Raw genomic sequence first — 24,245 nt, 5'->3', positions numbered from 1 at the left:
AGAATGACGCATGAGCACCCAAGACCAGACATCTTTGATCCGCATTGCCCGGGACTCGGGCGAACATACGGAAGTTGAACCACTGGACCTCGGCGCGCGTGTGCGCGAGCTGCGGAAAGCGCGGAAATGGACGCTTGAACAGGCGGCCACGCAGGCTGGTCTGGCACGTTCTACGCTCAGCAAGATCGAAAATGGTCAGATGTCGCCCACCTATGACGCGCTGAAAAAGCTTGCGACCGGTCTTGAGATCTCCGTGCCGCAGCTGTTTACGGCGCCACAGCGGGACCAGGTGATCGGTCGGATGGCCGTGACGCGCATGGGCGAAGGGTCTGCCCATCCCACAACCACCTATGAACATGAACTGCTTGCCGAAACGCTGACCAAAAAGCAGATGTTGCCTTATCGGGCCCGTGTCCGCGCGCGGTCAATGGATGAGTTCGACGGCTGGGTCCGCCACGACGGCGAAGAGTTCTTGTATGTCTTGACGGGTGTTGTGCGCCTTTACACCGAGTTTTATGAACCAGTCGAAATGCGCCGCGGCGACAGCGCCTATTACGACGGGAGCATGGGGCACAATGTAATCTCGGTCAGCGACGAAGATGCAATGATCCTGTGGGTGACATCACTTACTTAACGACCGGCTGAATTCGCGATTCAAACCTTCCGTGAACAAAAAATCTTCAAGCTCTTCGTGGGCTTCGTTCATAGTCAGTTGATGGCGTTCGGCCAGATACGCTTCGAAACATTTGCGGTCTTGGCTTAACCGCACCATGTCCTGATCCCGCAGGTTCGGAAATCTCCGTTTGGCGCGCGTATACATTGCGTCCAGGTCTTGCGTCAGATCGGTCCATTTCAACATTAGACAGCTTTCCGTTTTCATGGTTTCAAACCGCTCGTCCCAAGAACCAGCGTACGAAGGTGGTGGGGGCGTTCGGGCATGACAAAATGTCGCACCCGAGGTCGGGAGGCGGTTTGATTTTTGTCGGGGTCGAAAGTGCCCGTTGCAGCCTATCCGCAACGGGCAGACGGACCTGATTTTGAGTGAGTGGAGGCCGGTCCGTAAATTCGATGTGCTGCGCACCGGACGAAGAGTTACGTTTTGAAATTCAAAGCAATAATCAATTCGTGCAGCGTACTGCAGCTTATGCACAAGCTATATCGCTAAACCCAGTTCAGTAAAGCTTTTTGTGTGAGTTTTTTAGGGGAGCACTTGACGTTGGGGCAATTGCAACATGTTGGCGCACCAAAAACTCGACCCGCAATATGCGGTGCCAATAGGCTGTGCGCCGATTTCCGCCCACGTCCCTTTGGTGCTGCGCGTGACCCGTTACTGTTCGTACCACCAAACCTGCGGCATGTATTCTGGCCCATCGCCATAGATCGGCAAGTTTTCCGGCTGCTTGAGTTCCTTGGCGTGGGCGATCCTGCCTACATCAAAGTTCCAGATCGGAATGACATAGCGCCCGGCGGTCAATACACGATCAAGCGCGCGCGTTGCAGCAACGAAATCCTCATGACTTTCCGAGGCCAGCATGGCGTCAATCATTCCGTCCACAGCGGGTGAAGCCACCCCCATCAAATTGCGCGTGCCCGGAGTATTCGCGTTTTCGCTGCCCCAGTAGAGGCGCTGCTCGTTGCCGGGTGACAGGGACAACGCACGACGGAAATAGGTCATGTCGAAATCCAACTCGGATGTACGGCTGGTGAACTGGGCGCTGTCGACCTGCTCGGTGCTCACCGCGATGCCAAGACGTTCCAGTGCGCGCGTGTAGATCTCGATTGCCGTTTCGCTTTCGGTGTCGCCCTGTTGCAGCAACACGGTCACGGTAAAGGCATCGCCGTTTTCGTTACGCAGCACGCCGTCCTGGATGGTCCAGCCAGCCTCGGCCAACAGTTTGGTGGCGGCGCGGATGTTCGAACGATTGCGGGCCGATCCGTCACTTTCCGGCAATGTATAGCCTTCAAGCGTTCCCGGGGGCAGGTCGTCCTTGAATTCCATCAGCAGCTCTTCGACGCGACCACTTGCCGGACGGGGCTGCATCGCAAGGTCCGAGCCCGAGAAATAGGATGAGATACGCGGCTGCGCGTTGCCGGTAATCGTGTCGTTGATGAATTCGAAATTGAACGCCAGCGTCAGCGCCTCGCGGACACGCCAGTCGTCAAACGGTGCTTTGCGGGTGTTCATGACAAACCCGGTCATGCCCGAGGGCTTGCCGTGCGGGATCTCGGTCTTGACCACATCACCACGCTGGACGGCCGGGAAATTGTATTGGTTGGCCCATTTGTCGGCATTGAATTCACGTACCGCGGTCAGTTCTCCGGCTTTGAAGGCCTCGAACAGAACAGTGCCGTCGCCGTAGAACTCGATCCGCATTTCGTCCAAATTCATGGTGCCTTTACGGAAGGGGATGTCAGTGCCCCAATAATCCGGGTTCCGCTTAAGGTTCACGTATCTACCGGCCTCATAGCTGTCGACGACGTAGGGCCCGGTTCCGACCGGAATGTCATGCAACCCGGCATTGGCAAAATCTTTACCTTCCCACTGGGCTTTCTGCAGGATCGGGCGCAGGCCGGCGATCAGGGCAAGCTCGCGGTCGGGTTCGTTAAAGGTGATGCGCACCGAGCGGGGACCGGTCTGTTCGATACTGTCAATCTTACTCCACAGCCCGCGATAACGCAGGTGGCCTTCGGTTCCCAAAGTCTCATACGACCAGATGACATCATCCACTGTGACTGGTGTACCATCCGAGAATTCTGCGTTCTCACGCAGGGTGAATTCGACCCAGGACCGGTCCGGCGCTGTCTCAACTGATTCGGCTAACAGCCCGTAAAGAGTGAAAGGTTCGTCCCAGGATCGGCCCATCAGGCCCTCGTGGGTCCAAAATCGCAATTGCCAGGGCGAGCTGCCTTTTTGCACGAACGGGTTCAAACTGTTATAGCCGCCCGTATTTCCGAACACGACTTTCCCGCCTTTTGGCGCGTCCGGATTTGCGTAGGGCAGGGACACAAAATCCGGTGGTAAGGCGGGGTCACCATACATAGCTATGCCATGGGTCGATTCTGCATAAGCAATTGACGTGCTCAAAAGTGCAGTGATTCCCGCGATCAATGGGCGAACGGGGCGTAGAAAATCGGGGCTCATTTTGGAAACAATCCTGCTCTGGCCTTATTTTGTTGGGATTCATCGTAGCTATGATTTTTCTTGTTTTCAAACTTTTAGCTTGGACGAACACAAGAAATTGCTTATAAAGGATGCACTGCTCGATAGGTTTCTTGCCTGTATGAAACCTGCCTCAATAACTTAACGCCCGCTTCGTGCGGGCGTTTTTTTTGTCCGGATCTGACGTAGGATGCGTCGCCCGAATGTTTCCCCGTTTTCTTTGCAGCTGCAGCATGGCACTGTGTCGCCAAAGTTGACTTTGTGGGAGTTCGGCCATGAGCCTTTCGGGAAAAACAGCCATTATCACCGGATCGAATTCAGGGATCGGATTAGGCGTCGCGCGCGAGCTGGCGAAGGCCGGGGCTAACGTGGTGCTGAATTCATTTACCGACCGCGACGAAGATCATGCGCTGGCCGCTGAGATTTCGAAAGAGACCGGGACCAGCGCACGCTATATCAAGGCGGACATGTCTAAGGGTGAAGAATGCCGCGCGCTGATCGAAAAGGCGGGGGCATGTGATATTCTGGTGAACAACGCGGGCATTCAGCATGTCGCGCCGGTTGATCAGTTTCCGGTCGAAAAGTGGGATGCGATCATCGCAATCAACATGAACTCGACTTTTCATACGATGGCCGCCGCGCTGCCAATGATGCGGAAGGCCGGGTGGGGACGTATTGTGAATATCGCCTCGGCTCATGGGTTAACGGCGTCTCCGTTCAAGGCTGCGTATGTCGCGGCAAAGCACGGCGTGGTTGGTATGACCAAAACCGTGGCGCTGGAAACCGCGCAGGAGCCAATCACATGCAACGCGATCTGCCCGGGATACGTCCTGACACCATTGGTCGAGGCACAGATCCCAGGCACCATGAAGGAATACGGCATGAGCCGTGAGGACGTGATCAAGAACGTGATGCTTGAACGGCAACCTTCGAAAGAATTCGCCACGGTCGAGCAATTGGGTGGCACCGCGATCTTCCTGTGCTCGGATGCGGCAGCGCAGATCACCGGGACCACGATCTCGGTCGATGGCGGTTGGACAGCGTTGTGAGGTTTCACGGGGGCGCTGCCCCAGCACCCCCGGAGTATTTTGGAAAAGATGAAGGGGCAGGACGGTGAAACGGATCAATCTGGCTTTGCAGGGTGGCGGCGCGCACGGTGCCTTCACCTGGGGCGTTCTGGACCGAATTCTGGACGAAGAAGATATCGAGGTTGCGGCGATCACAGGGACCTCGGCCGGGGCGCTGAATGGCGCTGCCTTCAAGTCAGGAATGGTCCACAACGGGCGCGACGGCGCACGGGCTTGTCTGGACGGGCTATGGGCACGGATGGGTGCGGTGGGGGATATGCGCCTTGCCAACTGGATGCAGGCGCTGGAGCCCGCACAAATTGCCCAGTCGATGGAGTATTCACTGCCATTCTCGATTGGTGATGCCTGGTCGCGAATGGTGTCGCCTTATGCTTATGGTCCGTTTTACCGCAATCCCCTGGAACCGGTTGTGGATCGGTTCAACTTTGATGAGATTTGCACGGATCAGGGACCCCAGTTGTTTGTCTGCGCGACCTGTGTGCGCAGCGGCAAGATCCGGGTGTTCACCGGGGAAGAGATTTCAACGGATGCCATTTTGGCCTCGGCCTGCCTGCCGAGCCTGTTTCAGGCCGTCGAGATATTTGACCCCAGCTCGGGCCGGACCGAGGCATATTGGGATGGTGGTTACACTGGAAACCCGGCGCTTTATCCCCTGTTTAACAATGATTTGCCTGAAGATGTCGTGGTCGTGAACATCAACCCGCTTGAGCGTGATGAGGTGCCGAAAACTCCGCAGCAGATCCAGAATCGGATCAACGAGATCAGCTTTAACTCATCCCTGTTTCGCGAGCTGCGGGCGATCAATTTTGTTCAGCGTCTGTTGGCGGACGGCAAGCTGACGGCCGGAGAGATGAGCCGCGTTTTTGTTCACATGATCGCGGATGACGAATTGATGAACGATTTGTCCGTGGCAACCAAGACGGTTCCCAACCCTGTGATACTGCATAAACTGAAGGACGCCGGGCGCGCCGCGGCACAACGGTTCATTGGCGATCACAAAGCTGATCTTGGCGCACGCAGCACCGTCGACCTGCCCGAGATGTTTGGCTGATCACTCCGGTGGCTGCGTCGGGTCTTTTTCGTTGGGGTAAACAAGGCCTGCGGAAATCACCAGTTTCGCGGCGTCCTCGATAGTCATATCCAGCAGGATCACGTCCTCGGCTGGGAAGAACAGCAGGAAGCCCGAGGTCGGGTTGGGCGTGGTCGGAACAAAAACGCCCAGCAGTTCGCCCCCGGTTTCAGCCCGCTCGCTGACTTCGCCTTTTGCCGCGGTAGAGACGAAACCGATCGCCCAGATGCCGCGGCGGGGGTATTGGATCAGGCATGCTTTTTCGAATGACCGTTCAGTCTGGGCAAACACCGTTTCCGAGATCTGTTTGATCCCGGAATAGACGGATCGAACAACGGGCATCCGGCTGACAAGGCTTTCGGCAATTTGGATCAGGGACCGGCCCAGAATACCTTTGGCGATCCATCCAACCAGAACTGTGAAGATCAGAAAAATGACAACGCCGACGCCGCGCAGGTTGATGCCCACGTATTCCTGCGGCTGGAACCGCTGTGGAATTATGGGCAGCACCGCGCTGTCGATCCAGCCGACTACGGACCAGATCAGCCAGATGGTCAGCCAAACCGGCGCAATCACAACGATGCCCGTCAGGAAAGACGCGCGCAGTCGCGAAAACAGGCCCGGGCGGCGATGTGGTTCTTCGTCAAATGGCGTGTTCATTGCGGTCCTGAGCGGTTTTCTGCCGAGTTAGTTAAGCAGTCGGGTGCCTTGGTACAATAGGCTTAAGTCAATCGGTCTTCGCGGCCAGAGCACGGGCAATCCCGGCTGCCAGTCGCGCGTTGTTGCGGACCAGAGCGATATTGGCGGTCAGCGAACGCCCTTCGGTCTGTTCGTAGATCCGCTGCAGCAGGTACGGCGTGACACCCTTGCCGCTGATCCGGTGCGTATCTGCGTCGGCCTGTGCCGAGGCAATGATAGGTGCCAGTTCTTCGGCTGGGATCTGATCGTCGGCGGGGATCGGGTTGGCGACCAACTGACCGCCGGGCAAGCCAAGCGCGCGGCGCGTGGCGTGGGCCGTGGCGATGTCTTCGGCGCTGTCCATACGCAGGGGCGCGGCATACGGGGATTTGGCGGACCAGAAGGCCGGGAATTCGTCCTGCCCGTAGGCGATGACAGGAACGCCCAGCGTTTCCAGAACCTCGAGCGTTTTTGCCAGATCGAGGATAGCCTTTGCGCCCGCGGCTACAACTGTAACCGGAGATTGGGCCAGCTCATGCAGATCGGCTGAGATATCAAAGGTCGTCTCGGCACCCTGATGCACGCCGCCGATGCCACCGGTGGCAAACACTTCGATCCCGGCATAATGGGCGGCGATCATCGTGGCGGCGACCGTGGTCGCTCCGGTTCCGCCAGTTGCCATGCAGGCGGCCATGTCTGCGCGTGACAGCTTGGCGACGCCCTGCGCCTGACCCAACGCTTTCAGCTCATCAGCCTCAAGGCCCACATGCAGTTTGCCATTGATCACGGCCATTGTGGCCGGAACCGCGCCCGCGTCGCGGATGTCCTGTTCGACCTGCGCCGCAACCTCGATATTCTGAGGGTAGGGCATCCCGTGGGTAATGATTGTGCTTTCCAGCGCAACGATGGGTCTGCCTGCGTCCTTGGCGGCGCGGACCTCGGCGGAATATTGAATGTCTATCACAGTGGGGTCTCTCCGGATACGTAAGTTGCGGCGGCGTTCAGGGCGCGGGTCAGGGCCTCGGCACTGGATGCTCCACCGGATTCTGAGGCGATGTGGGCCGCCATGAATGTGTCGCCTGCGCCGGTTACGCGGGTAACCAGAACAGACGGGGGTGTTTGGGTCAGGATTTCGTCCGCATTACCAACCGTGGCCGCGCTTCCGCCGTCGGTGACCAACACGCGCAGCGCGCCGCGATCCAGCAGGCCTTTGGCGGCGCTTTCGGAATCCTTGAATTCGCGCTGGCACAGGATGCCGGCTTCTTCGAGGTTCACATACAGCGTGGCCCTCGCATGCTTCAGGAACGGCAGCAAGCGTTCGGCTTTACCGGGCGAGGCCGGTGCCACACGCAGATCGGCGCGCGCAAAGGCGGGGCTTTGCGCGATTTCCTCAAGCAAGTTCAGTGTCAGATTGCCGTCCAGTGCGATAGGTCCTTCAAACGGCTCGTTTTCGTACCCTAGCGGCCCGTGCATTAGCGGGCGCAGGATTTTGGCACCCGCGGTCTCAAGCGAATGCGCATCGGCAATGGCTGCGATCAGGCCGTTGGCCCCTTCGACTGCCATGTACCGGTCGGTCGGCAAATCCTGCGAACGGTAAATGTGATCCGTCACCATGCCCAATCGGGAACAGGCGTTTGCCAGCTCATCACCCTCAGGATCGCGCCCGATGGCAGTCAGCAGAGTGGGGGTCATGCCAAAGCGCACAAGCGTCATGGCGATGTTCATGGCCACGCCGCCGGGCAGGCGGGTGATCCGCCCCGGAACGTCCGAGCCCTGCCGCATGGCGCTGGCGGACCGGCCAATCACGTCCCAAAGAACCGAGCCGATACAAAGGATGTCGCTGTTCTGAGTCATGTCGTCGTCATGCCGCAGCCCCGGCGAAGGTGCAAGCGTTAACGCTCGCACTGATCAGCGCATCGCGTCAGTCAGATCCTTCAGCGCGGCCAGAGGGTCATCTTGTGACCAGATCTCGTCCCCGATTCCGAAAAAATCGGTGCAGGGGGCTAGGTCGCGAACCAAGTCGGGATTCAGGCCACCCTCGGCAACGACTGGAACTTCAATCGTCTCAGACCACCATTGGAACAGATCCATTTCGGCCATGGTGCCATCACCCAGAGTTGACGCGCCCACCGGTCCAAAGGCGACATAGTCCGCACCCGCCTCACCCGCGGTCATCCCATCGTGGCTGGACGCACCGCAAAAGCTGCCAACGATGGCGTCCGCACCCAATTCCTTTCGTGCAAACCGAACCGAGCGCGCGGCGTCATCCAGATGCACCCCGTCCAACCCCAATCGCTGCGCCAGCAGAACATGGTTTGAGATAACCAGCGCCACATCGCGCGCATGGGCAACCTCACGGCAGGCGTCCGCCGCGCGGGCGATGGTGTCTTCATCGCCACCAGCCAATGCCAATCGGATACAGGCGATCTCTGCCCCGTCCAACACGCTGGCCAAGCGGTCGGGAAAGCTGCTCAGTTCGATGGTCGGTGGCGTAATCAGGTAAATCTGCGGCTGCTCGGGGGTGTCCATTGGCGCGTCCTTCGCTTTCAGTCTTTTGCGCGGTTTAGCGGATTGCGGCGGGGAAGCAAACTTTTATGCTGGTTTCCGGCCCAAATGAAGGCGCGGATGGCTTGCCCTGCCTTTGCGCGCAGATTAGAGCAGGCGGAACCTTCGGAGACAGCCATGCCCAGCGATAAATCTCAGCCCTCATTCGTGCTTGTGCGCCCGCAGATGGGTGAAAACATCGGTGCCGCCGCGCGGGCGATGTGGAATTTCGGGCTGGATCGGATGCGGATCGTGGCACCTCGGGACGGATGGCCGAACCCCAAGGCTGTGGCGATGTCCAGCGGCGCCGGGCGTCTGTTGGATGAGGCGCAGCTGTATGACGATCTGACCGGTGCGCTATCCGACAGCACTTTTGTTTTTGCGACCACGGCGCGGCAGCGTGGATTGACAAAGCCGGTCTACAGCCCGGAACGCGCAATGCAACTGGCTGCCGAAAAGGTTGCTGCTGGTGAAAAGGTCTGTGTTCTGTTTGGCCCGGAACGCGCAGGGCTCGAAAACGAAGACATCGCTAAGGCAAACGCGATCATCTCGGTTCCGGTAAACCCGGAATACGCCTCGCTGAATCTTGGCCAATGCGTGCTTCTGACCGCCTATGAGTGGATGCGCCAGACCGGCGATGTGATTCATGAGGCCACTGATCTGGGCAAAGGCGACTGGGCCACAGGCATCGAGGTCGAGAAACTGGTCGAACATTACGAGGACCGGCTGGAAGAGGCGGGGTTCTTTTATCCACCCGAAAAGGCTGAGGGTATGAAGACCAACCTGCGCAACCTGTGGTCGCGGATGCGCATGACGCGGGCGGATGTGCAGATGCTGCATGGGGTCATGCGGCAGATGGTCCGCTGGAAAGACAAAGGCTGAGGCTGGACCTATGGTCCGCTTCACCCTAGCTTGCGACGAAATCCAAGGCACAAGAGGACAGCATGAGCGGTAAGCGCAGCATCTTCGAAGACGTCTCAGACACTGAAAAACAACAAGCCGTTCAACCGGGTATGATCGATCGTGGCCGCGGCGGTGCGCGCAGGGCCATTCGCGCCTGGCTGATGATCCTGTTTGCGCTGGTGGTCGTCATGATCGCTGTGGGCGGGCTGACCCGCCTGACCGACAGCGGGTTGTCGATCACCGAGTGGCGGCCGATTACCGGGGCCATCCCGCCGATGAATGAGGCGGACTGGCAAGCCGAGTTCGACAAATACAAGCAAATCGACCAGTGGCGCATTCAGAACCAATGGATGGAGCTGGGCGATTTCAAATCCATCTACTGGTGGGAATGGGGCCACCGTCAGCTGGGGCGTGTGATTGGACTGGTCTGGGCACTTGGTTTCTTTGGCTTCCTTATCGCGCGGAAAATACCAACCGGGTGGACCGGGAAACTGCTAATCCCTGGCCTTTTGGGCGGTGTTCAGGGCGCGGTCGGCTGGTGGATGGTTGCCTCGGGCGTGACGCAGGGCGAGGGGATGATTGCTGTGGCCAGCTATCGTCTGGCGATTCATCTGGGGCTGGCTTTTGTAATTCTCGGATTCCTTGCATGGTACATCTTTGAGCTGGGCCGCGAGGAGCGCGACCTGATGCAGGCCCGCCGCGCGAAAGAGGCGAAACTGTTCTCGCTATCCACCGGGTTGATGCATTTCGCCTTTTTACAGATACTCATTGGTGCGCTTGTCGCCGGGATCGACGCCGGACGGTCTTATACCGACTGGCCGCTGATCGGCGGGCAGTTACTGCCGCCTGATATGACGATGCTCGAACCGATGTGGCGCAACTTTTTCGAAAGCCCCGGTCTGGTTCAATTCATCCACCGGTGCGCTGGCTATCTGCTGTTCATCTTCGGCATCGTCGTTTGGCGGCGCGGAAGCACCAGTGCTCATCCGCAAACTCGCTTTGCCTTCAACGCGGCCTTCGCAGCGCTGTCGCTGCAGGTGGTGATTGGGATCGCGACCGTGATCTACGCAGCCCCGTGGCAGATCGCCATCTTCCACCAGTTCATGGCCGTTGTCGTCTGGACCCTGATCCTACGGGCGCGGTTCCTGACCGCTTACCCAATAGCTACCTCTCTGCGCGGAGCCTGATTTCCATGAGTGCTTATGACGATTTGATGGCCTTCCAGCGCGAAACATCGGCCTTGGGCGAAATTGCCGGACGCTTGGGCTGGGATCAGGAAACAGTGATGCCCCGCGGAGCCGCACCGCAACGGGCCGAGGAGATGGCCGCGATTGAGGCTGTTTTACATGCTCGCCGATCTGACCCGCGCGTGGCTGAATGGCTGGATCAAGCCGATCCTCAGGATCAGGTCGGGCAGGCGCAATTGCGAGAAATCCGCCGGTCCTATGAACGGACGGTCAAGGTGCCTGCCGACCTGGCAACGGCCATTGCACGCGTGACGTCAGCAGCACAGGGAACCTGGGCGCAGGCCCGCGCAGACGAAGATGTCGCCGCTTTCTTGCCCGTGCTGGATGAGGTCGTGGCGCTAAAGCGTGAAGAAGGTGCCGCACTGGCGCAGGGTGGCAATATCTACGACGCGATGGTTGAGGATTATGAGCCTTACACGACCGGGTCGCAGGTTGCCGAAATCTTTGACCAGATGCGCCCGCGTCTGGTGGCGCTGCGCGCCGCCGTTCTGGATGAACCTGAACCTCAGGCTTTGACGGGGAGTTTCGATGAGCTGAAACAGATGCAATTGTCGGAAAAACTGGCAACTACTTTCGGGTATGACCTGAATACAGGCCGCATCGACAAGGCTGTTCACCCGTTCAGCTCGGGCAGTGGATCGGATGTTCGGATCACCACCCGGACCAGTAAAACCGATCCGTTCAATTGTTTCTATTCGACGATTCACGAGGTCGGCCATGCCGCCTATGAACAAGGGATTGATCCAGCCTACGCCCTGACGCCTTTGGGGCGGGGTGTGTCGATGGGTGTGCATGAAAGCCAAAGCCGGATTTACGAGAACCAACTGGGCCGATCCCGAGCCTTTACCGGTTGGTTGTTTGGCCAAATGAAAGACGCGTTTTGCGATTTTGGCATCACCGACGCGGATACGTTCTATGCAACGGTCAACGGTGTTCACAACGGTTATATCCGCACCGAGGCGGATGAGGTGCAATACAACCTCCACATCATGCTGCGCTTTGATCTGGAACGCGCGCTGATGGCCGGTGACCTCCAAGTGGATGATCTTGAGGCCGCGTGGAACGACCGTTTCAAGGCGGATTTCGGATATGCGGTCGACAAACCTTCGAACGGATGTCTGCAGGATGTGCACTGGTCAGTGGGTCTGTTTGGTTATTTCCCAACCTATTCGCTGGGCAATGTCTATGCAGGATGCCTTTACCAAGCGTTGCGGAACGCTGTGCCGGAACTGGATGCGCAACTGGCAGCAGGTGACACGTCAGGCGCAACCGATTGGCTGCACGAGAATGTGCAGCAACATGGCGGGCTTTACGCTCCACGCGAGACCATTCAGCGTGCAAGCGGTATGGAACCCGGACCTGACCCGTTACTCGGGTATCTGGAACAGAAATTTGGCGGGTTATACGGGCTCTGAGGTCAGAAAACGTTTCGTCAAGTTGCCGTGTAGGTGCATTGGTTTTGACCTGAATGAGGGTAGGGTGGTTCGAACGGTTTTACCAAAGGAACCACCTTGTTCTTTGCAACACATGTCAAACCACACTTAGCGTCAATTCTGACCAGCAACACGCGCCTGGTGGCGCGTAGGCGCGTGTTGGAGGCAAAGCATCAGGTGCTGAACCGGCCGCGCGTTGTCCAATATTTCCATGATGTTTCCGACCCATACTGTCACCTCACCGCACAGGTCTTACAGCAGTTTCGAGACACCTATGATATCGAGCTACGCCCACATCTGATTTCGGGCCCTCCGGCCGAGGCTTTGCCGGACCCGGCAGCACATCGGCAAAATGCTATCAAAGATGCGGCAAGGCTGGCCCGAAGGCTTGGTCTCAGCCCTCCTGAAGGCGCAGTTCCTGACGAGGCTTTCATTGCAATTGCGGAAAAACAGATGGCAGCCGAACTGACGAATGAGAGCTTTGTTAAAAATGTCCGAGGTATCAGCGAAGATCTTTGGTCGGGAAAGGGCTTTTCGTCGTCTGATCACCCCTTACCGGCTGCGCTGATCGAGGATGGTGACCAGCAACTTTCAGCTTTGGGTCACTATCTCGGCGGAACGTTTCACAACGATGGTGAATGGTATTGGGGCGTTGATCGTCTTCATTACCTCGAAAATCGGTTGCTGCACGTGGGTCTGGGAAGCGGATCGTCACCGATAGTGCCTTTGCCTTCAGTGCAACTGGACCAAGAGAAGTCTAAAGATCAGGAGATTGAGTTCTTCTTTTCTTTCCGCAGCCCTTATTCGTATCTGGCATTTGACCGGGCCGTCGACTTGGCACGCCATTACAACGCACGGCTGGTTCTGAGGCCGGTTTTGCCAATGTTGATGCGAGGCTTACCCGTCCCTCCACCCAAGTCCTCCTACATCCTTTATGATTGCGTGCGCGAAGCGCGGCGGTTGGGGATCCCGTTTGGGCGAATCTGTGATCCTTTGGGCAAAGGAGTCGAGCGTGGCTATGCCTTACTGGATTATGCCGAAGCGCAGGAAAAACTGCCTGAGTTCTGTTCCGCCTTCCTGCGCGGCGTCTGGTCAAAGGGTCTAAATGCTGCAACCGATCGTGGGCTTCGGATTATCGTCGAAAACGCGGGGTTGGATTGGCAGAGTGCGAAACCGCACGTTAGCTCGGATCATTGGAGAGATCGGGTAGCGGTCAATCAGGACCGCCTGCAAGAGATCGGGCTATGGGGTGTCCCAAGTTTCCGTGTCGCCGGGGAAAGTGTCTGGGGACAGGATCGCCTTTGGGCGGTCGAAGACCTTTTGATAAATAAAAAGGCGCCACACCCGAAAGTGTAGCGCCTGAATAATGTTATGGATCTGTCGGTTACTCTTCCGCTTCGTCCTCGTCGCCTTGATCGGCGATCCAGGCAACACTGACGACCACTTCGCCTTTGCCGGTGTTGAAGACCTTCACGCCACCGGCCGAGCGGGAGCGGAACGAAATCCCATCAACCGGCACCCGGATCGATTGGCCTTTGGACGTCGCCAGCATGATTTGATCTTCCATATCGACCGGGAACGAGGCGACGAGTTCGCCACCACGCATCGCCTTGTCCATGGCGGCCACACCCATCCCGCCGCGTCCGCGGACTGGGTAGTCGTGGCTAGAGCTCAGCTTGCCCGCGCCGCCTGCTGTGATTGTCAGGATCAGGTTTTCGGCTGCCGACATCTCGGCATACTTTTCCTGGTTGAAATCACTGCTTGCCGCGGCTTCCTCTTCGTCACCAGCGTCATCTTCGGTAAGCCCTGCAACCGCACGGCGCATTTTGAGGTAAGCCACACGATCTTCGGGGGTCGCTTCGAAATGGCGGATCACCGACATCGAAACCACGCGGTCTCCATTGGACAGCCTGATACCGCGCACACCGGTGGATTCGCGCGAGTTGAACACTCGTACATCGGTGGTGCGGAAGCGGATTGCACGACCCGAATTGGTGACCAGCATCACATCTTCATCCTCGGAACAGATGCGGGCGTTCACTAGCTCAACATCTTCGGGCAGCTTCATTGCGATCTTGCCGTTGCGCCGGACATTGGTGAAATCCGACAGACGGTTACGACGCACGTCGCCCGCGCTGGTGGCAAAGATGATCTGCAGGTTTTCCCATTCTTCATCGGGTACATCCACCGGCATGATCGCGGCGATGGAAACACCGGTCGGGATTGGCAGGATGTTGACAATTGCCTTGCCCTTACCGGTACGTCCCGATTGCGGCAGACGCCAGGTCTTGAGTTTGTAGACCATGCCATCCGTCGTGAAGAACAGCAGCTGCGTGTGGGTATTGGCAACGAAGAGGTTAGTGACAACATCCTCTTCCTTGGTCTGCATCCCCGACAGGCCCTTGCCGCCCCGCTTTTGCGCGCGGAAATCGGCCAGCGGAGTACGCTTGATGTATCCGCCCGACGTGACGGTCACGACCATATCCTCACGTTCGATCAGATCCTCGTCTTCCATGTCGCCGGACCAATCAACGATCTCGGTGCGACGGGGCACGGCAAACTGTTCACGAACGCTGCGCAGCTCATCTCCGATGATCGACATGATGCGCTCTCGCGAGGACAGAATATCGAGGTATTCCTGGATCTTACCTGCCAGTTCTTCCAGCTCGTCCGTGACCTCTTTGACACCGATCTGAGTCAGTCGCTGCAGACGTAGGTCAAGGATGGCGCGGGCCTGAACTTCGGTCAGGTTATAGGTGCCGTCGTCATTCATCTTGGACAGAGGATCGTCGATCAGGCGCAGATAACTTTCGATCTCAGCCGCGGGCCAGCGACGGGTCATCAGCTTTTCACGCGCTTGCGCGGCGTCAGCGGATGACCGGATTGTGGCGACCACCTCATCAACGTTCGACACGGCCACGGCCAGGCCACACAGGATGTGGCTGCGTTCGCGGGCTTTGCGCAGGTCATACGCGGTGCGACGGGCGACGACATCTTCACGGAAGTCGATGAAAGAGGTCAGGAACCGGCGCAGGGTCAACTGCTCGGGCCGGCCTCCATTCAGCGCCAGCATGTTGCAACCAAAAGAGGTCTGCATCGGCGAGAAACGGAATAGCTGGTTCAGAACAACTTCGGGCGTCGCATCGCGCTTGAGTTCGACCACGACACGCACACCATTGCGGTCGGATTCGTCCTGAACGTGGCTGACGCCTTCGATGCGTTTTTCGCGAACGGCTTCGGCGATCTTTTCGATCATCGAGGCCTTGTTCACCTGATAGGGAATCTCGTCCACGACGATGGCATAGCGGTCCTTGCGGATTTCCTCGACGCGGGTCTTGGAGCGGATTATGACGCTGCCGCGCCCTTCCAGATAGGCTTTGCGCGCGCCGGAACGGCCCAACATCACACCACCGGTTGGGAAATCAGGGCCGGGGATATATTCGATCAGCTGTTCGGATGTCAGATCCGGTTCATCGATCAGCGCCAGCGTTGCGTCGATGACTTCGCCAAGGTTGTGCGGCGGGATGTTGGTTGCCATGCCGACGGCGATACCACCGGCACCGTTGACAAGCATGTTCGGGAAACGGGCGGGAAGAACCGTTGGTTCACGGTCCTTGCCGTCATAGTTGTCCTGAAAATCGACCGTCTCTTTTTCAATATCGGCCAGCAGAGATGCGGCGGGCTTGTCCATCCGCACTTCGGTATAGCGCATGGCCGCCGGGTTATCGCCGTCCATCGAGCCAAAGTTGCCCTGACCATCCAGCAGCGGCAGCGACATCGAGAAATCCTGCGCCATCCGCACCAGCGCGTCATAGATCGCGCTGTCACCATGCGGGTGGTACTTACCCATGACATCGCCAACCGGACGGGCCGATTTGCGGTATGACTTGTCGTGGGTATTGCCCGTCTCGTGCATGGCATAGAGGATGCGCCGGTGCACCGGTTTCAGGCCATCGCGCAGATCGGGGATCGCGCGGGACACGATGACCGACATCGCATAGTCCAGATAGGACGTGCGCATCTCGGATTCGATGGATACCGTCGGGCCGTCATATACGGGACGCTGGGGCGGTGTTTCATCCATGTTTTCTGGGGTTTCTGGCGTATCGCTCACGTAACCTGCCCGTTTATTGTGCTGGGTCTATATCTTGTGGATGTACCTTATCAGACCCGGCACATAAGGTGCAAGCAAGCAGCGCATTCTGTGCAAAAAACACCCGTAACACTGGGGTAACATATTGTTAACTAAGGGTTAGGTGGTTTCTGTGTTATGCTGAAGAGACCTTGCAACAATTTTGGAGGTCTGCATGGAGCAAAGCGAAACAGAACTGATGCTCAAGGGGTATGGGCTGACGACGGCCGAATTTTTTTATCACATGCCCGACTATATTCACGTGCTCAATACATTTATCTGGCAGGAATACGACCTTGCGCCGGATCATCCCAAACTATTCGATTTTATTGAATTCTGGCAGCGAGAGATTGAAGGACCGCTGCATTCCGTGCGGTTTACACATCGAAAAATGATCGCGCCCGGGGAATGGCGCAACGTGGTAGGCGAATTCCGAGTGAATTGACGCCCGGGCGCATCAGGCCCAAACCCATATACATTTCCGGTGCATCCGGTATCGTGGCGGCGAAGTCATTGGCCACAAGCGGAAACACGGAATGCCCAGAGTTTTATTGATTGCAGTTGCCATCTGCCTAGCCGGGCCAGTGTCGGCCGAAGGTGTCCTTGATAAAATCAAGAAGGGCGCTGAAAATACGGCTAATGCTGTCGGACGCGGGGCAGAAACCGTCGGGCAGACACTCGAAAAAGGGGCGAACGCGGTTGACGAAACCATCACGTCCACCTCTGATTTGCTGTCCAACGAGGCGACGCCCCAAGAGACCCGCGCCAAGCTGGATGTTATGGCCGTCGATGTGTTGGCGCAGTTGCTTGCCGAAAACCCCGAAGCACAAACGCTATATGATGTCAGTGCGGGATATGCTGCGTTCGATTCCCGCAAAGTGACGGTGTTCCCGGTGTCCGCAGGGTACGGGCGCGGTGTCGCCGTGAACAAAGAGACTGGTCAGCACACCTATATGAATATGGGAACCGGCGGCGTGGGCGCGGCGATCGGTATCGGCGGGTTCGAAACCAAATTCGTGATCCTGTTTGAAACCCAAGCAGATTTGGACAGTTTTATCACGCAAGGTTACGACGCGACTGCGGAATCCGGAGCGATGTATGGAGATGAGCGCACCGATGAGACGCTCAGGTTCACAGACGGGCGGTCGTTTTTTGTGCTCAGCAAAAAGGGCTGGCGTGTTTCGGCTGGGGCGTCAGGCACAAAATACTGGAAATCGCCCGAGTTGAACTGATCAGCCCGAGCAGCTGGCGCCGCCCAGAACGCAGAACTTTGCGCAATGTGGGTGGTTGAGGTGCACGTCGGCCTCGGCCTCGGCCAGTGTGGTGCCCATTTCAAACTCAGGCTCGTACGGCAGTAGGGTACAGGCCAGAACGGCAGGCCGTTCTGCGCCTTTGCGTTTGACCACCATGCGGGCATTCGAACACATTACAGCCTCGGGTGGTTTATCCAGAATGCCCCAGCAAGCGGTTGTGATTTCGGGGACTTCGACAGTTTCGTCCATCTCGGGGAACAAAACGGTCTGGCCAGGATTCTGTGCGTCGATGTCAAAGCTGTGCTGCTTGAAGAACGCCTCATACCCGGCGCGGCTGTCGGCGTCGCTGTCACCCCAGACCGTGCGGCCTGCGATAGCGATATTGAACCCGTTGTCGCGCAACCACTCCATTCCAGTGATCGTCTTGTCAAAGCTGCCTTTTCCGCGTTCCTCGTCATGCAGTTCGGGGCGATAGTGGTCCACGGAAACTCGAAGTGTCAGCTTGTTTCCATAGTTGCGTTTCAGATCCAGCAACCCCTCGCGCATCTTGCGGCGCATCATCGGCAGCATTGCATTCGTCAGGATCAAAACATCATAGCCGCGTTCCAACGCGACACGAGTCATGTCGATCATTTCCGGGTTCATAAAGGGCTCGCCCCCAGTGAACCCAATCTCACGCACCGGCCAGTTGCGTTCTTCGATCTGGTCCAAGTAGTCGCGCACCTCTTCGGTGGTGATATAGACCAGCGCGTCGTTGGTTGGACTGCTGGCGATGTAGCAGTTGACGCATTCGATGTTGCAAAGAGTGCCGGTATTGAACCACAACGTCTCGGGGTTTTTCAACGCTACGGAAGCGCGGGTCTGCCCATCTGCTGTCACCAATTTGTTCTGAAATTTGCCGATATTGGCGGTCTGAGGCGCGTTGTCTTTCATTCCGGTATCCGGTTCTTTGAAGTTACTTCTGATGTAGCTGCTCGACTCGGATTAGTTAAGTCAGGCAAGTGCGACCTGACAGAGTTTTGATGATGGGGGATTTACGCTGACCGATTGCGCTAACATTGGACATGCCCGGCGGGGCAAGATAAGGAAAAACCATGGTTTCTCGCGTCATACCAGTTGATCCGTTCGATCTCGTCATTTTTGGCGGGACCGGCGACTTGGCGCAACGTAAGATTCTACCGGCCCTGTTTCGGCGCTTTTGTTCAGGGCAGTGGGCCGAAGGCGTCCAAATCATTGGCGCGGCGCGCACGGTCCACGACCGCGCGGGGTTTCAGGCATTGGTCGCCGAATCGCTGCGAACCCATGCGGCTGCGCAATGCCAGGACGAGGGCGCATTCCGCGCGTTTCTGGACCGCGTCGACTATGTAACTCTGGACGGATACTCGAATGAAGGATGGGATCAGCTTTCTGACAAGCTGAACCAAGATCGGGTGCGCGCGTTCTACTTCTCGGTCGGTCCGCGCCTGTTTGGGCCTTTGGCCGAGCGGATCAAGGCGCATGATCTTGCGACGCCAAGCACGCGGATTGTCGTTGAAAAACCCTTTGGCCACGATCTGGAAAGCGCACGGGCGTTAAACGCGACCTTGGCTGAGCATTTTCGGGAAAGCCAGATTTACCGGATCGACCACTATCTGGGTAAGGAAACCGTCCAGAACCTGATGGCCGTTCGTTTTGGCAATATGCTGTTCGAACCGCTGTGGAACAGCCAGTATGTCGATCACATCCAGATCACGGTGGCCGAATCCGTAGGTATCGACGGGCGGGAAGAGTATTATGAGCGCGCAGGTGCCATGCGCGACATGATGCAGAATCACCTGATGCAGTTACTGTGCCTAATCGCGATGGAGCCGCCGGCGAAGTTTGATCCGGATGCCGTGCGGGACGAAAAGCTCAAGGTTATTCGTGCCCTTGATCAAGTTGAACCGCACCACATCGTGCGTGGACAGTTCGATGGCCGCGGCGGCCGAAAAGGATACCGCGAAATTGTGGGCAACCCACGTTCGACCACCGAAAGCTATGTGGCGCTGCGGGCGCATATCAGCAATTGGCGTTGGGCGGGCACGCCGTTCTATCTACGCACGGGCAAACGTCTGGTTGCGCGGTCATCGGTGATCAATGTGATGTTTAAAGACGCGCCGCATTCAATTTTCGGCGAAGAGGCTGGACGCCACGCGAATGTCCTGTCGATCCGGCTGCAGCCGAACGAAGGAATAACGCTGAAGGTGACGATCAAGGAACCGGGCCCGGGTGGTATGCGTCTGGTCGATGTGCCCTTGGACATGAGTTTTGCCGAGGCGCTAGGGTCAGGAAATCAAGACCCCCCGGATGCATATGAACGGCTGGTCATGGACGTGATCCGGGGCAACCAGACACTGTTCATGCGCGGGGATGAGGTCGAGGCCGCATGGGCCTGGACCGACCCGATCATTGCCGGCTGGCACGCGCGCGGTGACGTACCAAAACCATACGAAAGCGGCAGCACAGGTCCGGGCGACGCCGAGCTGTTGATGAAACGAGATGGTCGCCGTTGGCAAGGAATAAACCCATGAAGATTCAGGAATATGCCGATCGCGACATGCTGGCGATTGACGTGGCAAACGCCTTGGCCGGAGAGTTGGAGGCTGCCTTGCTGCATCACGACATGGTTTCGTTGGCCGTGCCGGGCGGCACGACCCCCGGGCCGGTATTCGATGGCCTGTGCGCGGCTGATCTGGAATGGGACCGTGTGCGGGTTTTACCCACGGACGAACGCTGTGTTCCGGGTGATAGCGACCGTTCGAACGAACGGCTGATCCGGCAGCGCTTGCTGACAAACCGTGCTTCGGCTGCTCAATACGTGCCGCTGTATGTTGAAGGTAAAGAACCGGACGATGTCCTGCCGGAAATCGAATCCTTGATTACACCAGTCTTGCCGCTTTCGGTTCTGGTTCTTGGAATGGGCGAGGATATGCACACAGCTTCTCTGTTTCCGGGGATGGAGGGGCTTGAAGACGCGCTGGATAGTCACGCGCCACCGCTTGCAGTCGCCCGTCCCGAAACCCAGCCAGAGGCGCGGATCACGCTGACTGGCCCCGTGTTGGATGGAGCGCTATCCAAACACCTGATTATCTTTGGCGCCACCAAGCGCGATGCGTTGGATAAGGCCATGTCTCTGCCTCCGGAAGAGGCCCCGATCGCTGCCGCGCTGACCGGCATGACGGTTCATTGGGCGGAGTGACACAGATGCAGTTGGACCCGCTCAAAAATCTAGCGTCCGAAGTGCAGGACGAGGCCATCCTCGGGCTGTTTGAAAGCGATCCGAACCGGGCTCAGACTTTTTCCGCGTCCACCGGAGATCTGCTGTTTGATTATTCCAAAACCCAGATCACAGATGACGTCCGAAAGGCCTTGATCGCGTTGTGTGATGAGGCTGGCCTGGCTTCGCGCCGCGCGGCGATGTTCGATGGTGAAAAGATCAACGAAACCGAAGGCCGTGCCGTTCTACACACAGCGCTGCGTAATCTGGATGGTGGCCCGGTTGAGGTCGATGGTCTGGACGTCATGCCTGATGTTCTGGACACTCTGCAACGGATGCGTGTCTTCGCAGAAGAGGTGCGCGGCGGGGCGGTCACCGGGGCAGGGGGCGCCTTTACCGATGTGGTCAATATCGGGATCGGTGGTTCGGATTTGGGCCCAGTGATGGCGACGCATGCGCTGTCCCCGTATCATGATGGACCAAGACTGCACTATGTCTCGAATGTGGACGGCGCACATATCGCCGATACGCTGCGCCAGCTTGATCCAACGCGGACACTGGTGATTGTTGCCTCCAAAACTTTCACGACCATCGAGACGATGACCAATGCCCGAACCGCGCGAGCTTGGATGGAAGATGGCGGCGGCGATCCGGGCAAGCAGTTTGCCGCCGTGTCCAGTGCGCTGGACAAAACCCAAGCCTTTGGTATTCCCCAAGAGCGCGTTTTCGGTTTTGCCGATTGGGTTGGCGGGCGCTATTCGGTCTGGGGCCCAGTGGGCCTGCCGGTAATGATCGCCGTAGGGTCAAATGCTTTTGACGCATTCTTGCGCGGCGGGCAGGCGATGGATGTACATTTCCGCGCCGCCGACTGGGTCGAAAATATGCCCGTTATGCTGGCTTTGGTCGGCATTTGGCATCGTCAGGTTCTGGGCCACGCTAGCCGGGCCGTGCTGCCGTACGATCAAAGACTGCTGCGTCTACCCGCGTATTTTCAACAGCTCGAGATGGAATCGAACGGCAAATCTGTTGCCATGGACGGCAACACTCTGACCATTCCCTCGGGTCCCGTCGTTTGGGGTGAGCCGGGCACCAATGGGCAGCATGCATTTTATCAGTTGATCCACCAAGGCACCGACGTGATCCCCTGTGAGTTCATGGTTGCGGCCGAAGGGCACGAACCGGAATTGACCCACCATCACCGCCTGTTGCTGGTCAATTGCCTTGCGCAGTCCGAAGCTCTGATGCGCGGACGGTCGCTGGGTGAAGCACGGCAACGGATGGCGGAGAAGGGGCTGGAAGGGGACGAGCTGGAACGGCAAGCCCGTCACCGTGTTTTTCCGGGCAACCGTCCTTCGACAACGTTGATGTATCCAATGCTCACGCCGTTTGTTCTGGGCCAGATCATCGCGCTTTACGAACATCGTGTGTTTGTCGAGGGCGTCCTATTGGACATCAACTCGTTCGACCAGTGGGGCGTTGAGCTGGGCAAGGAACTTGCGACATCTCTCGGCCCGATCGTCGACGGAGAAGAAAGCGCGACTGGCAAGGACGGCTCGACCGCTGCCCTGGTTGCCTATGCAATGCGCCACCGCGATTATTAACGCGGTTTTTTGCAGTCTGCCGTGAAGGCAGGCTGCATTCTTTTATTGTCAGACAATTAAATGATTGGCAGGGTCTGTTCTTAGGGAACGCCCTGAACACTTTGCTTTGCGCACGCTGGCGAGTGGCATCAGGCAAGCAGACAGCACTGCCCAATAGAGGCGACGCTGATAATGGGAGGATGTCCATGCTGGGACAGATGATGACGCAGCCTTTGCTGATTTCGTCGCTGATTGATCACGCCGAACGCTATCATGGCCAGACCGAGATCTACTCGGTCGAAACCGATGGATCGGTCACCGAAACCACATGGGAGCAAGTGGCGCAAAACGCGCGAAAACTGGGATCAGCGCTGACCAAGCTGCGGTTGGAGCCGCAGGATCGAATTGGCACGTTGGCCTGGAACAACCGGCGACATCTGGAGATCTACTATGCCACGTCCGGTGCGGGATATGTGTGCCACACGGTGAACCCCCGGTTGTTCCCTGAACAACTGACTTACATCATCAACCACGCAAAAGACCGGGTTCTGTTCTTTGATGCGACATTCATTCCTTTGGTCGCGGCCCTGCACGAACACCTGACCGAAGTGCGCCATTTCGTTTTGATGGGCCCACGGAATGAAGACGCCGTTGCCCAAATCCCTGGCGTCGCGTTCTATGATGACCTGATCGAAACTGGCGATGGCGATTTTCAGTGGCCGAGTTTCGATGAAAACACAGCGTCCAGCCTGTGTTACACCTCGGGCACGACGGGCAATCCCAAAGGCGTTCTGTATTCCCATCGTTCCACAGTTCTGCACAGTTTCGGATCGAACACGCGAGATGTCATCGGCTTTTCAGCTATGGATGTCGTGATGCCAGTGGTTCCGATGTTCCACGTCAACGCATGGGGGTCGCCCTATGCCTGCGCCATGTCCGGTTCGCGCATGGTGCTGCCAGGGCCGGGCCTGCATGGCGAAGCCTTGGTGAATTTGGTCGATAAATATGGCGTGACGCTTGCAATGGGCGTTCCGACGATCTGGCAGGGCTTGCTGGCACATGCCGAAAAATCAGGAAGCAAACTGGCCAGCTTGAACCGCACCGTGATTGGTGGTGCTGCGTGTCCGCCCTCGATGATTGAGACCTTCCGCGAAACTTATGGCGTTGATACGGTTCACGCGTGGGGTATGAGTGAGATGAGCCCGTTGGGTACAACGAACAATCCGTTGGCCAAGCATTTTGACCTGCCGCTTGAAGAACAACACAAGCTGCGCGAAAGCCAGGGCAGACCGCCTTATGGCGTCGAGTTGAAGATCGTCGATGATGACGGCAAGGATCTGCCTCAAGATGGCGTCACGCAGGGCGATCTGCTGGTGCGCGGGCATTGGGTGTTGGACAGCTATTTCCAGATGCAGGATGAAGACCTGCTGCAGGACGGATGGTTCGCGACCGGAGATGTCGCAACGTTGGACCCGGACGGATACATGACAATCCGGGACCGGTCCAAGGACATCATCAAATCCGGGGGTGAATGGATCAGCTCGGTTGAGCTTGAAAACATCGCTGTTGCCCATCCGCAGCTTGCCACGGCAGCCGTTGTTGGCGTGCCTCATCCCAAATGGGACGAACGCCCCTTGTTGGTGGCCGTCAAAGCCGAAGGTTCCGACCCCAGCGAAGAAGAGTTGCTGGCCTTCTTTGACGGCAAGATTGCCAAATGGCAGGTTCCCGACAAGGTTGTCTTTGTGGACGCGCTTCCATTGAACGCGACCGGCAAGGTCCTAAAGCGCAACCTGCGCGCGGACTTCGAGGATGCCTTGATGGGCTAAGCGCCTGATATTTTTGGAAATGGCTCCGGCGGTAGGGATCGAACCTACGACCAATTGATTAACAGTCAACTGCTCTACCGCTGAGCTACGCCGGAAC

General features: G+C 57.6%; 21 protein-coding genes and 1 tRNA gene. 13 read left to right on the top strand and 9 right to left on the bottom strand.

Features of this window, described 5'->3' with window-relative positions:
• The first annotated feature begins 10 nt into the window (after positions 1–10).
• Positions 11–634 carry a helix-turn-helix domain-containing protein gene (locus tag AC2FI8_RS11370; protein ID WP_058271780.1) on the top strand — a complete coding sequence of 208 codons (624 nt, stop codon included), beginning with the start codon at positions 11–13 and terminating at the stop codon, positions 632–634.
• Here AC2FI8_RS11370 and AC2FI8_RS11365 read toward each other — a convergent pair.
• Together AC2FI8_RS11365 and AC2FI8_RS11360 are read right to left on the bottom strand one after the other, a co-directional pair.
• Positions 623–859 carry a hypothetical protein gene (locus AC2FI8_RS11365; RefSeq protein WP_496723024.1) on the bottom strand — a complete coding sequence of 79 codons (237 nt, stop codon included), beginning with the start codon at positions 857–859 and terminating at the stop codon, positions 623–625. The two genes, AC2FI8_RS11370 and AC2FI8_RS11365, sit on opposite strands and share 12 nt — an antisense overlap.
• A gap of 468 nt (positions 860–1,327) precedes the next feature.
• Positions 1,328–3,142: an extracellular solute-binding protein gene (locus tag AC2FI8_RS11360; protein WP_496764633.1), complete on the bottom strand. Its 1,815-nt coding sequence runs from the start codon at positions 3,140–3,142 to the stop codon at positions 1,328–1,330.
• 293 nt (positions 3,143–3,435) lie between these two features.
• Between AC2FI8_RS11360 and AC2FI8_RS11355 the strand changes: the two genes are divergently transcribed.
• Together AC2FI8_RS11355 and AC2FI8_RS11350 are read left to right on the top strand one after the other, a co-directional pair.
• Entirely contained in the window at positions 3,436–4,209 is a 774-nt protein-coding gene (locus AC2FI8_RS11355; RefSeq protein ID WP_282118313.1) for a 3-hydroxybutyrate dehydrogenase, read from the top strand.
• Between the two features lie 64 nt (positions 4,210–4,273).
• The gene (locus tag AC2FI8_RS11350; protein WP_496779090.1) at positions 4,274–5,299 is read left to right on the top strand and encodes a patatin-like phospholipase family protein; all 1,026 of its coding nucleotides are present in this window, start codon (positions 4,274–4,276) and stop codon (positions 5,297–5,299) included.
• Here the strand turns inward: AC2FI8_RS11350 and AC2FI8_RS11345 are convergent, their stop codons facing one another.
• From AC2FI8_RS11345 to AC2FI8_RS11330, 4 genes are all read right to left on the bottom strand, one after another.
• On the bottom strand, positions 5,300–5,977 hold the full coding sequence (locus AC2FI8_RS11345) for a DUF502 domain-containing protein (RefSeq protein ID WP_058278068.1): 678 nt from the start codon (positions 5,975–5,977) through the stop codon (positions 5,300–5,302).
• 67 nt (positions 5,978–6,044) lie between these two features.
• Positions 6,045–6,959, bottom strand: coding sequence for a pseudouridine-5'-phosphate glycosidase (locus tag AC2FI8_RS11340; RefSeq protein ID WP_496779088.1), 915 nt, complete (start codon positions 6,957–6,959; stop codon positions 6,045–6,047).
• Positions 6,956–7,849 (bottom strand): PfkB family carbohydrate kinase, encoded by an 894-nt coding sequence (locus tag AC2FI8_RS11335; RefSeq protein ID WP_496779086.1) that lies wholly within the window; start codon positions 7,847–7,849, stop codon positions 6,956–6,958. Before AC2FI8_RS11335 ends, AC2FI8_RS11340 begins: the two co-directional genes overlap by 4 nt.
• A 54-nt stretch (positions 7,850–7,903) precedes the next feature.
• Complete coding sequence (locus AC2FI8_RS11330) at positions 7,904–8,524, bottom strand: thiamine phosphate synthase (protein WP_496723010.1); 621 nt, start codon at positions 8,522–8,524, stop codon at positions 7,904–7,906.
• Positions 8,525–8,677: 153 nt separating this feature from the next.
• On the opposite strand from AC2FI8_RS11330, the gene AC2FI8_RS11325 reads away from it, so the two are divergent.
• The 4 genes from AC2FI8_RS11325 (at position 8,678) to AC2FI8_RS11310 (ending at position 13,478) form a co-directional block, all read left to right on the top strand.
• Positions 8,678–9,421 (top strand): RNA methyltransferase, encoded by a 744-nt coding sequence (locus tag AC2FI8_RS11325; protein WP_496779084.1) that lies wholly within the window; start codon positions 8,678–8,680, stop codon positions 9,419–9,421.
• A 62-nt stretch (positions 9,422–9,483) separates the two neighbouring features.
• On the top strand, positions 9,484–10,629 hold the full coding sequence (ctaA, locus tag AC2FI8_RS11320) for a heme A synthase (RefSeq protein ID WP_496779082.1): 1,146 nt from the start codon (positions 9,484–9,486) through the stop codon (positions 10,627–10,629).
• Positions 10,630–10,634: 5 nt separating this feature from the next.
• Positions 10,635–12,104, top strand: coding sequence for a carboxypeptidase M32 (locus AC2FI8_RS11315; protein WP_496779079.1), 1,470 nt, complete (start codon positions 10,635–10,637; stop codon positions 12,102–12,104).
• A 96-nt stretch (positions 12,105–12,200) separates the two neighbouring features.
• Positions 12,201–13,478 (top strand): DsbA family protein, encoded by a 1,278-nt coding sequence (locus AC2FI8_RS11310; protein ID WP_496779077.1) that lies wholly within the window; start codon positions 12,201–12,203, stop codon positions 13,476–13,478.
• A 28-nt stretch (positions 13,479–13,506) separates the two neighbouring features.
• Here the strand turns inward: AC2FI8_RS11310 and gyrA are convergent, their stop codons facing one another.
• Positions 13,507–16,236: a DNA gyrase subunit A gene (gene gyrA, locus AC2FI8_RS11305; protein WP_496705394.1), complete on the bottom strand. Its 2,730-nt coding sequence runs from the start codon at positions 16,234–16,236 to the stop codon at positions 13,507–13,509.
• A gap of 193 nt (positions 16,237–16,429) precedes the next feature.
• Between gyrA and AC2FI8_RS11300 the strand changes: the two genes are divergently transcribed.
• Together AC2FI8_RS11300 and AC2FI8_RS11295 are read left to right on the top strand one after the other, a co-directional pair.
• Complete coding sequence (locus AC2FI8_RS11300; RefSeq protein WP_058271768.1) at positions 16,430–16,699, top strand: usg protein; 270 nt, start codon at positions 16,430–16,432, stop codon at positions 16,697–16,699.
• Between the two features lie 91 nt (positions 16,700–16,790).
• Positions 16,791–17,486, top strand: a complete 696-nt coding sequence (locus AC2FI8_RS11295; RefSeq protein ID WP_496779075.1) for a lipid-binding SYLF domain-containing protein — start codon at positions 16,791–16,793, stop codon at positions 17,484–17,486.
• On the opposite strand, the gene AC2FI8_RS11290 is transcribed toward AC2FI8_RS11295, so the two are convergent.
• Positions 17,487–18,440, bottom strand: a complete 954-nt coding sequence (locus AC2FI8_RS11290) for a radical SAM protein (RefSeq protein WP_496696538.1) — start codon at positions 18,438–18,440, stop codon at positions 17,487–17,489. It abuts the gene before it with no gap.
• 161 nt (positions 18,441–18,601) lie between these two features.
• Between AC2FI8_RS11290 and zwf the strand changes: the two genes are divergently transcribed.
• The 4 genes from zwf to AC2FI8_RS11270 all read left to right on the top strand — a co-directional run bounded on the left by zwf (position 18,602) and on the right by AC2FI8_RS11270 (position 24,148).
• Positions 18,602–20,056, top strand: a complete 1,455-nt coding sequence (gene zwf, locus AC2FI8_RS11285; protein ID WP_496779073.1) for a glucose-6-phosphate dehydrogenase — start codon at positions 18,602–18,604, stop codon at positions 20,054–20,056.
• The gene (gene pgl / locus AC2FI8_RS11280; protein WP_496696534.1) at positions 20,053–20,724 is read left to right on the top strand and encodes a 6-phosphogluconolactonase; all 672 of its coding nucleotides are present in this window, start codon (positions 20,053–20,055) and stop codon (positions 20,722–20,724) included. Before zwf ends, pgl begins: the two co-directional genes overlap by 4 nt.
• Positions 20,725–20,729: 5 nt before the next feature.
• On the top strand, positions 20,730–22,343 hold the full coding sequence (gene pgi / locus AC2FI8_RS11275) for a glucose-6-phosphate isomerase (RefSeq protein WP_496779071.1): 1,614 nt from the start codon (positions 20,730–20,732) through the stop codon (positions 22,341–22,343).
• Positions 22,344–22,528: 185 nt separating this feature from the next.
• Positions 22,529–24,148, top strand: coding sequence for a long-chain-fatty-acid--CoA ligase (locus AC2FI8_RS11270; protein WP_496779069.1), 1,620 nt, complete (start codon positions 22,529–22,531; stop codon positions 24,146–24,148).
• Between the two features lie 20 nt (positions 24,149–24,168).
• Here the strand turns inward: AC2FI8_RS11270 and AC2FI8_RS11265 are convergent.
• A tRNA-Asn gene (locus AC2FI8_RS11265) sits at positions 24,169–24,243 on the bottom strand.
• Between the last annotated feature and the right edge of the window lie 2 nt (positions 24,244–24,245).

The organism is Ruegeria sp. CDSB029 (assembly GCF_059611125.1).
The sequence above is the reverse complement of the archived record's forward strand: the minus strand, read 5'-3'. Positions and strand labels throughout refer to the sequence as shown.

Coding starts and splice junctions, on each gene's coding strand:
- AC2FI8_RS11370 (WP_058271780.1), top strand. CDS start 11: ATGAGCACCCAAGACCAGACATCTTTGATCCGCATTGCCCGGGACTCG.
- AC2FI8_RS11365 (WP_496723024.1), bottom strand. CDS start 859: ATGTTGAAATGGACCGATCTGACGCAAGACCTGGACGCAATGTATACG.
- AC2FI8_RS11360 (WP_496764633.1), bottom strand. CDS start 3,142: ATGAGCCCCGATTTTCTACGCCCCGTTCGCCCATTGATCGCGGGAATC.
- AC2FI8_RS11355 (WP_282118313.1), top strand. CDS start 3,436: ATGAGCCTTTCGGGAAAAACAGCCATTATCACCGGATCGAATTCAGGG.
- AC2FI8_RS11345 (WP_058278068.1), bottom strand. CDS start 5,977: ATGAACACGCCATTTGACGAAGAACCACATCGCCGCCCGGGCCTGTTT.
- AC2FI8_RS11335 (WP_496779086.1), bottom strand. CDS start 7,849: ATGACTCAGAACAGCGACATCCTTTGTATCGGCTCGGTTCTTTGGGAC.
- AC2FI8_RS11330 (WP_496723010.1), bottom strand. CDS start 8,524: ATGGACACCCCCGAGCAGCCGCAGATTTACCTGATTACGCCACCGACC.
- AC2FI8_RS11325 (WP_496779084.1), top strand. CDS start 8,678: ATGCCCAGCGATAAATCTCAGCCCTCATTCGTGCTTGTGCGCCCGCAG.
- ctaA (WP_496779082.1), top strand. CDS start 9,484: ATGAGCGGTAAGCGCAGCATCTTCGAAGACGTCTCAGACACTGAAAAA.
- AC2FI8_RS11315 (WP_496779079.1), top strand. CDS start 10,635: ATGAGTGCTTATGACGATTTGATGGCCTTCCAGCGCGAAACATCGGCC.
- AC2FI8_RS11300 (WP_058271768.1), top strand. CDS start 16,430: ATGGAGCAAAGCGAAACAGAACTGATGCTCAAGGGGTATGGGCTGACG.
- AC2FI8_RS11295 (WP_496779075.1), top strand. CDS start 16,791: ATGCCCAGAGTTTTATTGATTGCAGTTGCCATCTGCCTAGCCGGGCCA.
- AC2FI8_RS11290 (WP_496696538.1), bottom strand. CDS start 18,440: ATGAAAGACAACGCGCCTCAGACCGCCAATATCGGCAAATTTCAGAAC.
- zwf (WP_496779073.1), top strand. CDS start 18,602: ATGGTTTCTCGCGTCATACCAGTTGATCCGTTCGATCTCGTCATTTTT.
- pgl (WP_496696534.1), top strand. CDS start 20,053: ATGAAGATTCAGGAATATGCCGATCGCGACATGCTGGCGATTGACGTG.
- pgi (WP_496779071.1), top strand. CDS start 20,730: ATGCAGTTGGACCCGCTCAAAAATCTAGCGTCCGAAGTGCAGGACGAG.
- AC2FI8_RS11270 (WP_496779069.1), top strand. CDS start 22,529: ATGCTGGGACAGATGATGACGCAGCCTTTGCTGATTTCGTCGCTGATT.